A 15,688-nucleotide genomic window follows, 5' to 3' on the forward strand; every position below is an offset into this window, starting at 1 on the left:
GGCCTTGCCCCGCGATGCATTCCGGCTCTAGCGCCCCAACAGTCGTGCCAACCCTTGGGCAATCGATGTCGGCTCTGGAAAGTTGAAGCGAGCCAGCAAACGCTGGTTGTTCGCACGCGAATGGCGGATATCGCCAGAACGGGCCGGCCCATAAGTGATGCTTGGCAGATCGCCCACCACCGATTTCAGCGCCGCCAGCAACTGGTTAAGCGAGGTGGCCTGGTTCAAACCGATGTTGACCGCCCCGTCCTCGACCTGCGCCTGCTCCAGGGCCTGAACCATGACGTTGACCAGATCGCCGACGTAGAGGAAATCCCGGGTCTGCTCGCCGTCCCCGAACAGTGTGATCGGCTGCCCGCTGAGCGCCCGCTCGCAGAAAATACTGATCACGCCCGAATACGGCGAGGAAGGGTCCTGGCGTGGTCCGAAAATGTTGAAGAAGCGGAACACCACCGGTTCCAGACCATGCTGGCGACGATAGAAATCCAGGTATTGCTCGCTGGCCAGTTTATCTACCGCATAAGGCGTAAGCGGTGCCTTGGGTGCGTCCTCTTCGATAGCCAGACCTTCGCCATTGTTACCGTAGACAGCCGCGCTCGAGGCAAATAGCACCCGTTTGATGCCATTCAGGCGCATGGCCTCGCATACATTCAATGTGCCGATGAAATTGCTTTGATGGGTTTTAACCGGGTCATCCACCGAGGCTTGCACCGAGGCAACGGCCGCCAGGTGAACCACTGCCTGACATCCCAGTGCCGCCCGCTTGACCAGCTCGCCGTCGGCAACATCGCCTTCGATCAGCTCAAGCTTGGGGTTGTCCATTTGCAGGTTGCCAGGTTTGCCAGTCGACAAATCGTCGAGGATGCGCACCGCGTAGCCTTGCTCCAGCAATGCATCACTCAGGTGAGAACCGATGAAACCCGCGCCACCGGTGATCAGAATTGGAGAATCAGCCATTTCGATAGAATCGATCCAGTAAAGGCGGCAAACCCGAGCGCCAGGCTCGAGGCTTGATACCGAAGGTATGCAGGATTTTCTTGCAGGCCAGCACTGCGTGTTGCGGCTCATCGCTGGCATCCGGACGTGCTGCATGGGCCTGCGCGGTAGGCGCGGTAACGGCCAGTTTGCGCAGTTGCGCCGCCTCGGAGAGGATAGCCTGGCCCAGCACCAACGGTGTGGTCGCTTCGTTGCCGGCGTAATGGTACGTGCCCCACAACGGCGCCGCGCAATCGAGTTGCTTGAGCACCGAGAGAATGACCCGCGCGGCATCGTCCACCGGCGTTGGATTGCCTCGACGGTCATCGGCCAACTGCAACTCCTGAGGCTGTTCGGCGCGGGTCAAAAAGCGCCCGAGCACGCCGTCGATACTTTCGTCGAGCAACCAGCCAAAGCGCAACAACACGTGCTGCGGGCAGGTTGAGCGCACGCTTTGCTCAATTCGCCACAACGCCTGACCACGCAAGCCCAAAGGCAATGGTTCATCTTTTTCGCTGTAGGCTGTGGCGCGCGAGCCATCGAAAACCCGGTAGCTCGAAGGCTGAATCAGAATTATGTTGTGGTGCTGGCACAGTTCCGCCAGGCGCTCCACCGAACGCTCTTGCTGAGCCAAGCGCTTTTCGCTGACCGACTCAGCTTGAAACCAGTCAAAGTAATAAGCCAGATTCACCAACGCGTCGGGGCGGGTGTCATCCAGCAACTGGGTCAAGCTGGCCGGATCCCAGCCGTTCTCTGGCGGGCGCGGTGCCAGAAAGCCGATATCTTCCTCGGCCCCGAGTCGAATCAGCGCTTGCCCGAGGGCATTTCCACCACCCAACAGCATCAGGCGCATTCGCATAGAGTCAGCAGATCCGAGCAAAGTGATTGAGATAAAGGACACATTTTGCGTTCTCCGGCAAGGGAAGTCCAACGCCAGCCTAGGTTACACAGCGTTTACGTGCCGATTTCCAGGCATTGTGTTGTCGCCGACACGAATCGGCAAACGGCATATAATCGGCCAGATACGCGCATTCTTCGCTTCTCAAGGCGGTGTCCATGGAACTTGAAGCAGCTTCGAAACAACGCTCTACCTGGCAATTCAATGAGCCCAGCCCCGGCGCGGAACACTTCATCACCGAACACTTCGATCACTATCAGCAACAGGCTCGACTGTTGCTGCCCGAGGTCGAGCGGGCCCCGCCGCTATTCGTCGTCGGTGGCGCACAATCGGATTTCACCCGGCTCAACCCTTTGCTGTATCGGTTACAGGCAATGGGTATCGGCTCGCTGACCGCCAATCTGTCCGGTCACAGCGTTGCCAGCGAGCCGGGGGCGGGCAAACCTTCGTTGCTTACCAACCGTGAAGAAGCGCTGCGTTTCCATCGTCATATCGCTGCGCGCTGCCAGACCATCATTGGTCACAGCCTCGGGGCCTCGATCGCCTTGAAGCTGGCAGCACAGCAAGCCGCTGTGGATAAACTGGTGCTGATCTGCCCAGCCGTCTATCCGGACAGTGCGCATGACGCCCCTTTCGGCCCTGCATTCAAGGCGGCCATTAGCAAGCCCTACAGTTTTCTCGATTGCGACAGCTTCGAGTTTCTACGCCGTTTCCAGGGACGGGTGCTGCTGGTGATGGGTGAATTCGACGGACTGAACTCTCAAACATTCGGACAAGGCGCCGGTACTTCGGCAGGAACCCAGTGGCTGGCCGGCGCTCAACGCTACAGCCCTATACCGGAAGAAGTTACCCGCACGTTGCTCAAGTCAGTGCCTCCACCGCATCTGGAATGCCTGTTACTGTCGAACTGCGATCACGGGATTGCCGCACATTTACGCAGCACACCGATGGTCGCGGATCAGGTGGCTCAGACAATCGCCGAGTTCATCGGCGCCGCATGATCACTCGATCTCGAACAGGCCATTGCTGATCGGCCCGACACTGAGGCGCTCACGCACATCATCATCGATACGCGGATCGTCAGGACGGTACAGCTTCACCTGGCGATACGCGTTGATGCGGTTGATCTGCGTACCGAGAAATTCCCAGACGACCCGGGTACAGGCCGGGGTTCGCCGATCGCCGCTGGAAACGCCAGTCTTCAAGCCGTTCAGGCGCGTGATGCGACTTTTGAAGCTGGGAATCAGGATGGTCTGGCTCATCTCGTTTACGGTCAGCGACTCGTAATCCATGAGAAACAGGCGGTCCTGCAACTGGAATGCCGCGCCCAGATAACGACAACGCACCCAGTCTTCGGCCTGCACATCGGTGCTGCTGGAGCGCTCCTGACGCTCCTGGCGCTCGAACAGGAACGTGCCTCGCTCCTCACGCAGATGTACCAGCGACAGCAGAATCGAGCCTGGCACCGACATGCAATTGGAGTATTCGAAGTAGTAACCGCAATAGCGCGACAGATTGCCGCTTTGCTCGCGTAACGGCCGCAACAGTTCGCTCAGCGGGTCTTCCTGGGTTGCGGTGACGGTGGCTGGATTGCGCACCCCAATCAAGCGCGCGAACTGCTCAGGTGGCAGGCCCAGCTCGTAACCCTCCACGCCGAAGAAATCACCGATGCGCTTGAGGTTGAAGGGCGTCGGCTGGCTTTGGCCGCTCAGGTACTTGTTGAACTGCGCCCGGTTGATCGAAAGTTGACGGCAAACCTCCGAGATAGAGCGGTAGTGACTGCAGGCCAATTTCAGGTTGATGCCGAGATTTTCGCTCATTCGAGCCGTTCCAGGTGATGCGCTAGATGCCAGTTTAGCATCAAGTCGCATCAATTCAGAGCAACCAGCGAAATTGTAACCATATTTATCTTGGCCAACCATGCGCGCCAAGGATGCGGCTCATCGGCGTCGCGTCAGTTGTCTTTCACGCAAAGAATAAGAATCGAGGGTTACTCCATGCTCGAAGCGCTCAATGATTTCCTTTCGGGGAAACTCCTTATCGTACTCATCGTCGGACTGGGCAGCTATTTCACCATCCGCTCCCGGTTCGTTCAGTTTCGCCATTTCGCCCATATGTTCAGCGTGTTCAAGGAGTCCTTGCATGGTCAGGCTGGGCAGCTGAGTTCGTTCCAGGCGCTGATGTTGAGCCTGGCCGGCCGCGTCGGTGCCGGTAACATTGCAGGTGTCGGTATTGCCGTGACCCTCGGAGGCCCTGGCGCCGTGTTCTGGATGTGGGTGACGGCGCTGGTCGGCATGTCCAGCAGTTTCTTTGAATGCACCCTGGCCCAGGTCTACAAACGTAGTGATGGCGACGGTCTGTATCGCGGCGGTCCGGCTTACTACATTCAGCACGGCCTGAAGCTCAAGACCATGGCGGTGGTGTTTTCGCTCCTGCTGCTGGTGACCTATGGCTTCGCCTTCAACGGCCTGCAGTCCTATACCGTGACTCACTCGCTGCAGAACGCTTTCGGTTTTGCCCCTGAGCGCACCGGTATCGCTCTGGCAGTGTTGCTGGCCATCGTGTTCATTGGCGGCATCAAGCGTATCGCCGCGGTTTCCGACCTGCTGGTGCCGGTCAAGACCTTGGCTTACATCGGTGTCACCTTGTACGTGATCGGCAGCCAGATCGAACACGTGCCAGCGATGCTGGAAACCATCTTCAAAAGCGCTTTCGGTCTTGATCCAGCCTTCGGCGGCTTGCTCGGCAGTGCGATTGTGATGGGCGTGAAGCGTGGCGTGTTTGCCAACGAAGCGGGCCTGGGCAGTGCGCCCAACGTCGCCGCCGTGGCAGCCGTGCGTCACCCTGGCGCGCAGGGCGTGGTCCAGGCGTTCAGTGTGTTCCTCGATACTTTCGTTATCTGCACCTGCACCGCGCTGCTTATTCTGCTCTCGGGCTTCTACACCCCAGGTTTCGAAGGCGATGGCATCGTCCTGACCCAGAACTCCCTGGCTGCTGTTGTCGGTGACTGGGGCCGTCTGTTCGTCAGTGTGGCGCTGTCGCTGTTCGTGTTCACCTGCATCCTCTACAACTACTACCTGGGCGAAACCAGCCTGCAGTTTTTGACCCGCAACCGTCTGGTCCTGCTGGCTTACCGCGGCCTGGTGCTGGCGCTGATTGTCTGGGGCTCGGTGCAGAACCTGTCCACAGTATTTGCCTTCGCCGACATCACCATGACTTGCCTTGCCTTCGTCAACCTGATCGCCCTGGCGCTGTTGTTCAAGGTCGGTCTGCGGGTGATGCGCGATTACGATGCGCAGCGCAAAGCGGGGATCAAGCAGCCGGTGTTCGATGCGTCAAAGTTCAGTGACCTGGACCTTGACCTGCAAGCATGGCCAGCGACGCCAGCGGTCAAGGATGAAGTCATCGCTGCCGTTGCGCAGCCGCAGCACTGAAATGCGCGCCGTTAACAACCTGCTAGTCCTTTATACCGGAGGCACCATTGGCATGCTCGAGACACCGAACGGCCTGGCGCCCGCCGGTGGCTTCGAGGCGCGCATGCGCGACTACCTGGCCGCTCACCCCCAGTCGCCCACGATCGGCTGGACCTTGCGCGAGCTGTCGCCTTTGCTCGACAGCGCGAACATGCAGCAGGCCAACTGGTTATCGATGTGCGAAACGATTGCCCGTGCAGTGAAACAGGATGGCCACGATGGCGTCCTGGTCTTGCATGGCACCGACACCCTCGCCTATAGCGCAGCGGCGTTGTCGTTTCTGTTGCTTGGGCTGCAGGTGCCGGTGGTTCTGACCGGCTCGATGCTGCCCGCTGGAGCCCCAGGCAGCGATGCCTGGGGCAACCTGTGCGGGGCCTTGAACTTGTTCGAAAAAGGCGTCGAGAACGGCGTGCACCTGTTTTTTGCAGGGCAGTTGTTGCACGGCGCTCGCGCCAGCAAATTACGCAGCGAAGCGTTCGACGCCTTTGTCGCATTCCCGCGGCATCGCAGCGGCCCCCAAGCAGAACAAATACCGGCGGTGCTCACCTATTGTCAGCCTCGTATTGCGGTGAATCTAGCTGTACTCCCGGTTTTTCCGGGGCTGCAGGCGGCGCATGTGCGCGCGCTGATCGACAGCGGTGTCAAAGGCTTGCTACTGGAGTGCTACGGCAGCGGAACCGGGCCATCCGACGATGAAGCCTTGCTCGACGTTCTGGCTGATGCACGTCGACGCGGTGTGTTGATCGTCGCCATCAGCCAATGCCCGCAAGGCAGCGTGGTGTTCGATACCTACGCCGCAGGCAGTCGACTGCGCGATGCCGGGCTGGTGTCTGCAGGCGGCATGACCCGTGAAGCAGCGCTGGGCAAACTGTTTGCCCTCCTGGGTGCGGGGCTGGATGCCGAGACAGCGCAGCATTGGTTTGCCCTGGACCTGTGCGGCGAGCGCGCATAGGCGAAATGGCGGAAGGCAGCGGGAGTCGAACCTGCCCGGGAACGGCTGCCGTCCCCAACCGGGTTTGAAGCCCGGCCGCGCCACCGGGCGCGATTGCCTTCCTTGAAATCAGTGCCCGGGCGATTGTGCCAGGGCATTGTCGGCACGCACCTGACGCCGGTCACCCATGCGCCTGGTCAGGCCTATCCGATCAAAATACTCCAGCACCTGAATACTGCGCTTGCGGCCAATGCCCAATCCATCCCGAAAGGCGGTTACCTGCACCACTGGATCGTCACTGGCCAGCTGCAAGAGCATAGCTGCCATTTGTCGGATTGTGCCCTCAGGATAGAACAGATCCCGCACGACCTGATGCACTTGCCCCAAACGCGCCAGCTTGCGCAGTAACAAACGAACCTGCGCCTCCTCTTGACCCAGCGACCTTGCCAGGTCGCGCACCCACGGCGGGTCGAACTGCCCTTGCGCCAGCAACGGCTGCAACTGGTGCCACAGCGCGTCGTCGGCTTCGCTCAGGCGAATCTGATGTTCAGGTAGATGCAACCATGGACCGCTGCCGATGATCGCTGCGCTGGCCAACAACTCGTCGAGCAGACTGATAAAGGCCGGGCGTTCCAGCGCCAGCGCTGCGAAACGACGCAGGCGGTCACGGTCAGGGCCAAGTTGGTCAGGCTCTTGTTCATGAAAAAGCGCCAGCTGAGCCAACACTGTCTTTTTCAAGGCCTGCCATCGTAGCGCGGTGAACATCAGCGGCCCCTGGCGCGTCGCGATCACCTGCACATTGGTGGGTAACGTCCAGCTACTGCGCAAGCGGTTGAACTGACGCTCCAAACGTTGTGGGTCGAGGCCGACTTCGTCGTTGGCCAACAACGCGGGCAAGGCTTGCTCCAGGCTGGAGGCACTGGCCAATGCCTGCAACTGTGCCAGGCGTGTCTCACTACGACGCTGCCGGGCTGGGGCGTAAGGGTCCAGTACCCGTCCACCACCGAGGGTGCGCTGCGCACTGTGATCACGCAGCACCAGACAGTCGCCGTGTACCGCCTGCAACGGCGCGTTGAGTTGCAACTGGGCGAACATGCGTGCGCCGGGAAGCAGTTGTTCGCCCTGCAGCAAAGCGACTCGAGCGCTGACATCCTGGGTGCCCAGGTGCACATGAACCGGGCTGAAATGAGTGAAACTGCGTATTTCACTGGCAAGCAACTGCAGTTCGATATCGACCCGTTGCGTGGGCCCATGCAGCCACTCGGCGAGCAGCCAGTCACCACGATGGATCTGCGCCAGCTCCAGACGCTCGGCGCTGATATTCAAGGCCACCCGTTGACCCGCCCACGCCTCGGCCACCGCCTGATTCTGAGCGTGTAACCCGCGTACCCGTACAGCTTTTCCGAGCTTGCCCAGCGCCAAGGTATCACCCAACTGAACCTGGCCATCAAGCGTCGTGCCGGTGACGACAATACCTGCGCCTGGCACTGCGAATGCACGGTCGATGGCCAGTCGAAAACCACCGCGGCGGCCACGTTCGCGAATTTCTCCTTGAGCCTCGATCAAGGCTTGGCGCAACGCATCGACCCCGTCACCGCTCACGCTCGATAGCGGATACTGTGCGGCGCCAGCATAGGGCCCGGCTGCCAGTAGCACCTTAATCTGCGCTTGCACTTCGCGAACCCTGCTCGCCTCTACCCGGTCGCACTTGCTGATCGCCACCAACGCCTGGGGAATGCCCAGCAATTGCACAATGGCCAGGTGCTCGCGAGTCTGGGGCATGACCCCATCATCAGCGGCCACCACCAGCAACACCAGATCGATGCCTTGCGCCCCGGCCAGCATGTTGTGGATGAACCGCTCGTGGCCGGGCACATCGATGAACCCCGTCAACGGTGCTCCCGGTTCCAGGCTCGCGTAGCGATAACCCAGGTCGATGGTCATGCCCCGTTCACGTTCTTCGCGGCGCTGATCTCCCGCTTGTCCGGTAAGCGCTTCAAGCAACGAGGTCTTGCCATGATCAATGTGCCCCGCCGTCCCGACAATCACCTCACCGTCTCCATCCGTTGCAGCTCGGGCAGTTGCGTCAGCCAGCCGGCCTCGTCATCCAGTTGGCGCAAGTCCAGCCACAGGGCGTCATCATCAATACGCCCGAGCACAGGAATCGGCAGCTTGCGCAGGGCCTCCTCCAAGCCGAGCAAACTGCGTCCGCGCAAGCGCTTGGATAACCGCGGACGCAAGCACAAAGCGGCGCTGGGCAAACGGGCGACCGGCTGACTGCCGCTGCCAATCATGCTCAATGCAGGCACCGCGGCAACCTCCCAGCGATCGCCCATGACCGTTCTGAGCTGTGGTGCAAGGCGTTCGGCCTGGGCAAGGATTTCAGTCTGCGCACGGGTCAGTAAGCGCAGGCTGGGCAAACGCTCGGCCAGCAGGTCCGGGTTACGGTACAGCCCTAAAACCGCTTCCAGCGCGGCGAGTGTCAGCTTGTCGACCCTGAGCGCTCGCTTCAGTGGGTTTTTCTTGATCCTGGAAATCAGCGCCTTGCTTCCAACGATAATCCCGGCCTGCGGACCGCCAAGCAGCTTGTCGCCACTGAACGTGACAATGTCCGCCCCATCGGCCAATGCCTGGCGCACGGTCGGTTCTGCAGGCAGCCCCCAACGGGTCAGGTCGAGCAGGCTGCCACTGCCCAGGTCTTCGAGCAGCGGCAGATCATGTTTATGCGCCAGTTGTGCGAGCTCTGCGGTGGGCACCTGGGTGGTGAAGCCCTGGATGCTGTAGTTGCTGCAATGCACCCGCATCATGAGTCCACTGCGCGGACCAATAGCCGCCTCATAATCGCGAGCATGGGTACGATTGGTGGTGCCCACCTCATGCAACTTGACCCCAGCTCTGGCCATGATGTCCGGGATACGAAAGGCCCCGCCAATCTCGATCAGTTCACCCCGGGAAATAATGCCTTCCTTGCGCGCGCCCAGGCTGTTAAGCGCCAGCAACACCGCAGCGGCATTGTTATTGACCACCGTGACCGCCTCGGCTCCCGTCAACTCACGAATAAGGCCTTCAATCAGGTCATCGCGGTCGCCGCGCTTGCCGGTAGCCAGATCAAACTCAAGGTTCAGCGGATAGCGCGCAGCGCGTTGCACAGCCTCGACCGCTTCTTCGGGCAACAGCGCCCGCCCCAGGTTGGTATGCAACACCGTGCCAGTGAGGTTGAACACCCGCCGTACCTGGCTTTGGTGCTGGGCCACCAGCCGTTCACCAGCGCGGCCGGCAAGCACTGCTGGAGCCATCTCTACGGCTTCAAGATGACCGAGCCGGGCCGGCTCGCGCAGATCATCGAGCAACTGGCGCAAGGTGGCCAATACAGCATCACGGCCATATCGGTCGATCAAGGCTTGGCAGGCAGGATGACGAAGCAAGGTGTCGATGGAAGGCAGGCGATTGGGGAGCTGGGCAAGATTCGAGGGCATTGAAGAGGTTACCTTCGGCAGTGTGGGCCACAGCGCGGAACATGCCTGCTCCTGAAATGAAGGAGCAGGCTTACCCCGCGCTGGCGGCGACGCAAAACCTGAGTGTAGACGCTCGGCTCACTCGCCTCCCGGGGCCAGCATCAGGTTCGGCGCCAGCCGCTGGTACCCCTCCTGATCCAGACGCAGATCCAGGGCCAGACTTGCCAGATCTGCCGACAATGCTTCAGCCTCAGGCGCGCACTCCAGATAGACCTGCTTCAGATAACTCTTGCACCCCGGACAGCATTCCGCACGTAGCGGCTCCTTGCCCGGCGCATGGCGATCATCTTCAAGGGTGAAGTAGGTCAACCCCTTGCTCTGCTCGCAGTAGATACACTTGACCCGCACCACATGCCACTCACATGCGCAGAGCGAACACACCAGATAGCGCAGACCGTTGTACTTGCCGCGATGACGAATCACGCCCGCCATCGGCGGCGATCCGCAGGCAGGACATTGGCAAAGGCTGTCGCCACCTTTGAGTCCGTTGCTCGGCAAATTCAGCAACCAATGGCTCCAGGCAGCCTGCAACGCTGCGCCAAGAAACGGCACCAGCGCTGCCGGTACCGCACTGAACTGACCTGTCAGCAGGGCGATACCCCACAGCTTGCGCTGCTCGGCACTGGATGTACTCAAGGTACTTAGCGCGGCGCTGAGCTCGGCGCTGCCAGGGCTTTGATAACGCTGTAGCAAGGCATCGAGATAAGCCAGCCAATGCCCCTCGCGCACCAGACTGTCGGCAGCCAGCGGTGGCAATCCATGCTCCACACACAAGCGCTGGCGCTCTGTCTCGGCTGGCGCGGCCACGGGCGGTTGATCGAGCAGGCTTTGCTGGGTTCGGCATAACCCAGCGATCAGGCGCAGGTAATCACCTAACGGATTCCCCTCGGCGAGCGCATCCAGGCGGGCCGCTCGCAAGGCGAAGATGTTGGCAGGTGGCAGGTAGAGGAACGGCGGCGTGGTGGCCGCCGCTTCAATCTGCCCAGGTTCAAGAATGGTGCTCAAGTGGTCATCCTTTTTTACTGATCTGCGAGTCCGGCGGATCCTCGCGCGTCACTTCCCGATACCATAGTTCATGGTGCTTTTTCGCCCAGGCGCGGCTCACCCAACCATGCAACATGGCACTGACCGAGCCCTTGATCCAGATCCCGGCATAGATATGCACAATGATGCTCAACACCAGCACAAAGGCCGCCAATGCGTGCAACAAGGTGGCCAGGCGAATTGCGCCAATGTCAAAGTACTGGCTGAACCAGGCTCGCCAGATCACCACGCCACTGATCAGTAGCACCAACATGCATAACAGCAAGGTCCAGAACAACAGCTTCTGCCCGGGGTTGTACTTGCCTATCGGTGGAACACCCTCCTCCTCGTTTAGCATTACCCGGTCAATACGCCTGAGCCACAGGCGGTCATTGGCAATGAAGTAGTTGGCCCGCCAGAAGCGCAGCACCAGGCCGAGGAAGAACACAAACATCAATACACCCATGAACGGATGCAAGATGCGTGTCCACGGCCCGCCTCCGAACAAATGACTAAGCCAGAACAGCGCCGGGTGAAACAGCGCCAGCCCCGATAGCGCAGCCATGATGAACAAGATCGCCACCAGCCAATGGTTGGTTCGCTCGTTGGCGTTGTAGCGCAGGATGGGTTTGTCTTTCATGGCCGTTCCTCCCCTTGCGCACCCGGTTTGTGCGGGTCGTACACATGCACTGTCGGGTCGACGACGTGCACGCTGGTGTCCGGCGCAGTCGGATGCTCGTCCTCCTCGACGCGTTGCGGGCCGATACGCACATAATGGAAAAAGCCGGCCAGCACCGCAGCGCCCATTGCCAGTAGCGCCAGCGGTTTGCTCACGCCCTTCCACAGTCCGACTAGCGAGCTAATCACCGGCTGATCCGGCAGACCCGCATACAGCTTCGGTTGATCGGCGTGGTGCAGTACATACATCACGTGGGTACCGCCGACGCCATCGGGGTCATACAAACCGGCCTGGTCGAAGCCCCGTGACTTGAGGTCGACGATGCGCTCGGCGGCATGCTCTTTCATGTCCTCCTTGGTGCCGAACACAATCGCCCCGGTCGGACAGGTTTTCACGCAGGCCGGTTCCAGACCTACCGACACTCGGTCCGAACACAGCGTGCACTTGTAGGCCTTGTGGTCCTTCTGCGAAATACGTGGGATGTTGAATGGGCAACCCGTAATGCAATAGCCGCAGCCGATGCAATGATCCTGATTGAAATCGACGATGCCATTGGCGTGCTTAATGATCGCGCCCGGGCTCGGACACGCCTTCAAGCAACCCGGATCGGCGCAGTGCATACAGCCATCCTTGCGGATGAGCCATTCCAGATTGCCCTCGGTGTTTTCATGCTCGGTGAAGCGCATCAAGGTCCAGGTCTGTGCGCTGAGGTCATGGGGGTTATCGTAAGTACCGTAGCTGTGACCCACCTCGTCACGCAGCTCGTTCCACTCCGAGCATGCCACTTGGCAGGCCTTGCAGCCGATACACTTGGTGGTATCGATGAGCTTGGCCACTTCCTCTTGGTGGCGGATTGACGAAGGCGTTGTGGTGGTGGCCGAACGGGCGATGATGTCTTGGCTAGCCATCAGATTTTCTCCACGTTGACCAGGAACGACTTCGATTCCGGCGTTTGGGTGTTGCCGTCACCGAGGAACGGCACCAGGGTGTTGGTCAGGTAGCCGTGCCGGGTGACCCCGGTAAAGCCCCAGTGCAACGGAATGCCGATCTGATGCACGGTCTGGTTGTTGACCTGTAGCGGACGAATGCGCTTGGTCACCACGGCCACAGCCTCAATGTGGCCACGCTTGCAGGTGACGCGCACCCGGTCTCCAGCGGCGATGCCCTTCTCTTTGGCCAGGACCTCACCGATCTCGACGAACTGCTCCGGCTGAGTCACCGCGTTGATCGGGCAGTGCTTGGTCCAGAAGTGGAAGTGCTCAGTCAGTCGGTAGGTAGTGGCGGCATATGGGAATTCCTTGGCCTGCCCCAACGTGTCCCATACAGAATCGAACACCCGACCGGCCGGGTTACTGGTGGCCTTTTTGTTGTTGGGGTGCAACGGATTGACCCCAATCGGCGTCTCGAACGGTTCGTAATGCTCCGGGAATGGCCCTTCGGCCATCTTGTCGAGGGCGAAGAATCGCGCCACTCCTTCAGGGTTCATGATGAACGGATTCATCCCCATTTCCGGTGCAACATCTGCCTTGAAGTCCGGCACGTCGGTACCACCCCACGCCTTGCCGTTCCACCACACCAGACGCTTGTTTGGCGACCAGGGATTACCTTGCACGTCAGCCGAGGCGCGGTTGTAGAGAATCCGCCGGTTGGCAGGCCAGGCCCAGGCCCAACCCAGGTTCTGCTTCATACCGAACGGATCGGCATTATCGCGCCGGGCCATCTGATTGCCCTGCTCAGTCCAACTGCCACAGAAAATCCAGCAACCGGAAGCGGTACTGCCATCGTCCTTGAGCTGGGCGAAAGCGGCTAACTGTTGCCCAGCCTTGACCGTCGCCCCCGTGGCATCGGTCACGTCTGTGACGGCATAGCCATTGAACTCCTTGGCGATCTCTTCCGGTGATGGTTCGTGAGGCACCTTGTACGGCCAACTGAGCTTCAGGATCGACTCGGCCCAGGCGCCGCCCTCGCGCTGGTATCGCTCGCGCAGACGCAGGAACAGCGCGCTCATGATCCACACGTCGGTACGCGCCTGGCCTGGGCCTTCAGCGCCCTTCCAGTGCCATTGCAGCCAGCGGCTACTGTTGACCAACGAGCCGTCTTCTTCGGCGAAGCAGGTGGTGGGCAAACGGATTACTTCCGTTTGCACATTCGCTGAATCGACATCGTTGAACGGCCCGGCATTGCGCCAGAACTCTGAGGTTTCGGTCGCCAAAGGGTCCATCACTACCAGCCATTTGAGCTTGCTCAGTGCGGCGGTGACGCGGTTTTTGTCAGGCAAGGCAGCAATCGGGTTGAAGCCCTGGCAGAAGTAACCGTTGACCTCTTCCTTGGCCATCATGTCGAACATCTTCAACACGTCGTAGCCTGGGATATCCAGCTTGGGCAGGTAGTCATAGGCCCAGTTGTTCTCGGCCGTGGCGTTGGCGCCATACCAGGCTTTCATCAGGCTGACATGGAACTTGCCGTAGTTCTGCCAATAGGACAACTGCCCAGGTCGCAGAGGCTTGGGTGCACGTTTGGCAATAAAGGTGGCGTAGTCCTGCTCGGCATCCCCTGGCAGGGTCAGATAACCCGGCAGCAGGTTGGAAAGCAGCCCCAGGTCCGTCAGCCCTTGAATGTTGGAGTGACCGCGCAAGGCGTTAACACCACCACCTGGCATACCGACGTTACCCAGCAACAACTGCACCATGGCGGCACTGCGAATAATCTGCGAGCCAATCGAGTGCTGGGTCCAGCCCAGGGCATAGAGGATCGTCATGGTCTTGCCCGGTTGCGAGCAGGTGGCGATCTCCTCCCAGACCTTGCGCATGTTCTCAAGCGGCATGCCGCAGATCTGACTGGCCAGCTCCGGTGTGTAGCGGCTGTAATGCTGCTTCATCAACTGGAACACGCAGCGCGGGTCCTGCAGGGTCGGGTCAACCTTGGCAAAACCATCCTCACCCAGCTCATAGCCCCAACCGGACTTGTCGGTGTAGCTGCGCTTGTCCGCGTCATAGCCACTGAACAGGCCATCTTCAAAGCCATAGCCGGCTTTGACGATAAACGACACGTCGGTGTAGTTACGCACGTACTCGTGCTGAATCTTGTCCTCTGTCAGCAGGTAATTGATCAGCCCGCCCATGAAGGCAATATCGGTACCGGTACGGATAGGCGCGTAATAGTCCGCTACCGAAGCGGTTCGGGTAAAACGCGGGTCGACCACAATCAGCCGTGCCTTGTTATGGGCCTTGGCCTCGGTTACCCATTTGAAGCCACATGGATGGGCTTCTGCAGCGTTGCCACCCATCACCAGAACCAGATTCGCGTTGGCGATATCAGTCCAGTGGTTGGTCATGGCTCCACGGCCGTACGTCGGGGCAAGACTTGCCACCGTCGGGCCATGTCAGACACGTGCCTGGTTATCGAACCCCAGCATGCCAAGACTGCGAATAACTTTGTGGGTCATGTAGCCCGCTTCGTTGGACGACGCCGACGCGGCCAAAAAGCCTACGCTCAACCAGCGGTTGACGGTCTGGCCTTGGGCGTTCTTCTCAATGAAGTTGGCATCACGATCTGTTTTCATCAGGTCAGCGATGCGATCCAGCGCCTCATCCCACGACACCCGGGTCCATTCCTGGCTGCCCGGCTTGCGCACTTGTGGATACTGCAGGCGATTGGGGCTGTGGATAAAGTCCAGCAGGCCGGCACCTTTCGGGCACAACGTGCCGCGATTCACCGGATGATCAGCGTCGCCTTCGATGTGGATGATGTTCTGGGCCACGTTCTTGGCCGCGTCCCCCTGGCTGTACATGATCAAACCACAGCCGACTGAACAATAGGGACAGGTGTTACGGGCTTCTTTGGTATGCGCCAGTTTGAAGTGACGCACCTGCTCGGCGAAAGCCGGTGTCGGGGCCATGCCCAACGCAGCCAAGCTCGAGCCTCCAAGGCCAATCGCGGCGACCTTGAAGAACTGCCGACGGTTGAGATCCATCGTGCGCTCCTGATCAGGTGGTGGACGCGCGGGACGTTGCCGGCGCCTCTTGAACGATCACGGTGGCGACTTTTGCAGCAGTCACCAGTTGATACTGTAGTCAAGATTTCAGGATGTACGATGAAAGCGGACTACCGGCACATAGCCATATCTGATCAGGCATAAAAAAACGCCCGGCGCATTGCGTCGGGCGTTTTGAAGATACAGCGTTCTGCGCTACG

12 protein-coding genes and 1 tRNA gene are annotated in these 15,688 nt (G+C 60.0%); 3 read left to right on the plus strand and 10 right to left on the minus strand.

Annotated elements, in window-relative coordinates:
• Window positions 1-27: 27 nt before the first annotated feature.
• Both V0R60_RS18320 and V0R60_RS18325 read right to left on the minus strand, forming a co-directional pair.
• Window positions 28-957, minus strand: a complete 930-nt coding sequence (locus tag V0R60_RS18320) for an NAD-dependent epimerase/dehydratase family protein (protein WP_136474276.1) — start codon at window positions 955-957, stop codon at window positions 28-30.
• Complete coding sequence (locus tag V0R60_RS18325) at window positions 950-1,834, minus strand: sugar nucleotide-binding protein (RefSeq protein WP_330080470.1); 885 nt, start codon at window positions 1,832-1,834, stop codon at window positions 950-952. The genes V0R60_RS18320 and V0R60_RS18325 overlap by 8 nt, the downstream gene beginning before the upstream one ends.
• A 197-nt stretch (window positions 1,835-2,031) precedes the next feature.
• Between V0R60_RS18325 and V0R60_RS18330 the strand changes: the two genes are divergently transcribed.
• Window positions 2,032-2,874 carry an alpha/beta hydrolase gene (locus V0R60_RS18330; RefSeq protein WP_330080471.1) on the plus strand — a complete coding sequence of 281 codons (843 nt, stop codon included), beginning with the start codon at window positions 2,032-2,034 and terminating at the stop codon, window positions 2,872-2,874.
• On the opposite strand, the gene V0R60_RS18335 is transcribed toward V0R60_RS18330, so the two are convergent.
• Window positions 2,875-3,693, minus strand: a complete 819-nt coding sequence (locus tag V0R60_RS18335; RefSeq protein WP_136474273.1) for a helix-turn-helix domain-containing protein — start codon at window positions 3,691-3,693, stop codon at window positions 2,875-2,877.
• Window positions 3,694-3,870: 177 nt separating this feature from the next.
• Here V0R60_RS18335 and V0R60_RS18340 point away from each other — a divergent pair, with 177 nt between their 5' ends.
• Together V0R60_RS18340 and V0R60_RS18345 are read left to right on the plus strand one after the other, a co-directional pair.
• Window positions 3,871-5,307, plus strand: a complete 1,437-nt coding sequence (locus tag V0R60_RS18340; protein WP_330080472.1) for an alanine/glycine:cation symporter family protein — start codon at window positions 3,871-3,873, stop codon at window positions 5,305-5,307.
• A 1-nt stretch (window position 5,308) separates the two neighbouring features.
• Window positions 5,309-6,298, plus strand: coding sequence for an asparaginase (locus V0R60_RS18345; RefSeq protein ID WP_330080484.1), 990 nt, complete (start codon window positions 5,309-5,311; stop codon window positions 6,296-6,298).
• A gap of 6 nt (window positions 6,299-6,304) precedes the next feature.
• Here V0R60_RS18345 and V0R60_RS18350 read toward each other — a convergent pair.
• From V0R60_RS18350 to fdnG, 7 genes are all read right to left on the minus strand, one after another.
• Window positions 6,305-6,400: transfer RNA gene (locus tag V0R60_RS18350), tRNA-Sec, on the minus strand.
• A 6-nt stretch (window positions 6,401-6,406) separates the two neighbouring features.
• Complete coding sequence (gene selB, locus V0R60_RS18355; protein WP_330080473.1) at window positions 6,407-8,326, minus strand: selenocysteine-specific translation elongation factor; 1,920 nt, start codon at window positions 8,324-8,326, stop codon at window positions 6,407-6,409.
• Window positions 8,323-9,753 carry an L-seryl-tRNA(Sec) selenium transferase gene (gene selA / locus V0R60_RS18360; RefSeq protein WP_330080474.1) on the minus strand — a complete coding sequence of 477 codons (1,431 nt, stop codon included), beginning with the start codon at window positions 9,751-9,753 and terminating at the stop codon, window positions 8,323-8,325. Before selA ends, selB begins: the two co-directional genes overlap by 4 nt.
• A 117-nt stretch (window positions 9,754-9,870) precedes the next feature.
• Window positions 9,871-10,797: a formate dehydrogenase accessory protein FdhE gene (fdhE, locus tag V0R60_RS18365; RefSeq protein WP_330080475.1), complete on the minus strand. Its 927-nt coding sequence runs from the start codon at window positions 10,795-10,797 to the stop codon at window positions 9,871-9,873.
• A gap of 4 nt (window positions 10,798-10,801) precedes the next feature.
• Entirely contained in the window at window positions 10,802-11,455 is a 654-nt protein-coding gene (locus V0R60_RS18370) for a formate dehydrogenase subunit gamma (protein WP_136474268.1), read from the minus strand.
• Window positions 11,452-12,402: a formate dehydrogenase subunit beta gene (gene fdxH / locus V0R60_RS18375; RefSeq protein ID WP_136474267.1), complete on the minus strand. Its 951-nt coding sequence runs from the start codon at window positions 12,400-12,402 to the stop codon at window positions 11,452-11,454. The genes V0R60_RS18370 and fdxH overlap by 4 nt, the downstream gene beginning before the upstream one ends.
• On the minus strand, window positions 12,402-15,467 hold the full coding sequence (fdnG, locus tag V0R60_RS18380) for a formate dehydrogenase-N subunit alpha (RefSeq protein WP_136474266.1): 3,066 nt from the start codon (window positions 15,465-15,467) through the stop codon (window positions 12,402-12,404). The genes fdxH and fdnG overlap by 1 nt, the downstream gene beginning before the upstream one ends.
• Between the last annotated feature and the right edge of the window lie 221 nt (window positions 15,468-15,688).

It is taken from the genome of Pseudomonas auratipiscis (assembly GCF_036324085.1).
In the GTDB taxonomy this organism is placed as follows: Bacteria; Pseudomonadota; Gammaproteobacteria; order Pseudomonadales; family Pseudomonadaceae; genus Aquipseudomonas; species Aquipseudomonas auratipiscis.

Coding starts and splice junctions, on each gene's coding strand:
- V0R60_RS18340 (WP_330080472.1), top strand. CDS start 3,871: ATGCTCGAAGCGCTCAATGATTTCCTTTCGGGGAAACTCCTTATCGTA.
- fdxH (WP_136474267.1), bottom strand. CDS start 12,402: ATGGCTAGCCAAGACATCATCGCCCGTTCGGCCACCACCACAACGCCT.
- V0R60_RS18320 (WP_136474276.1), bottom strand. CDS start 957: ATGGCTGATTCTCCAATTCTGATCACCGGTGGCGCGGGTTTCATCGGT.
- V0R60_RS18370 (WP_136474268.1), bottom strand. CDS start 11,455: ATGAAAGACAAACCCATCCTGCGCTACAACGCCAACGAGCGAACCAAC.
- selA (WP_330080474.1), bottom strand. CDS start 9,753: ATGCCCTCGAATCTTGCCCAGCTCCCCAATCGCCTGCCTTCCATCGAC.
- V0R60_RS18325 (WP_330080470.1), bottom strand. CDS start 1,834: ATGCGAATGCGCCTGATGCTGTTGGGTGGTGGAAATGCCCTCGGGCAA.
- V0R60_RS18335 (WP_136474273.1), bottom strand. CDS start 3,693: ATGAGCGAAAATCTCGGCATCAACCTGAAATTGGCCTGCAGTCACTAC.
- V0R60_RS18330 (WP_330080471.1), top strand. CDS start 2,032: ATGGAACTTGAAGCAGCTTCGAAACAACGCTCTACCTGGCAATTCAAT.
- V0R60_RS18345 (WP_330080484.1), top strand. CDS start 5,309: ATGCGCGCCGTTAACAACCTGCTAGTCCTTTATACCGGAGGCACCATT.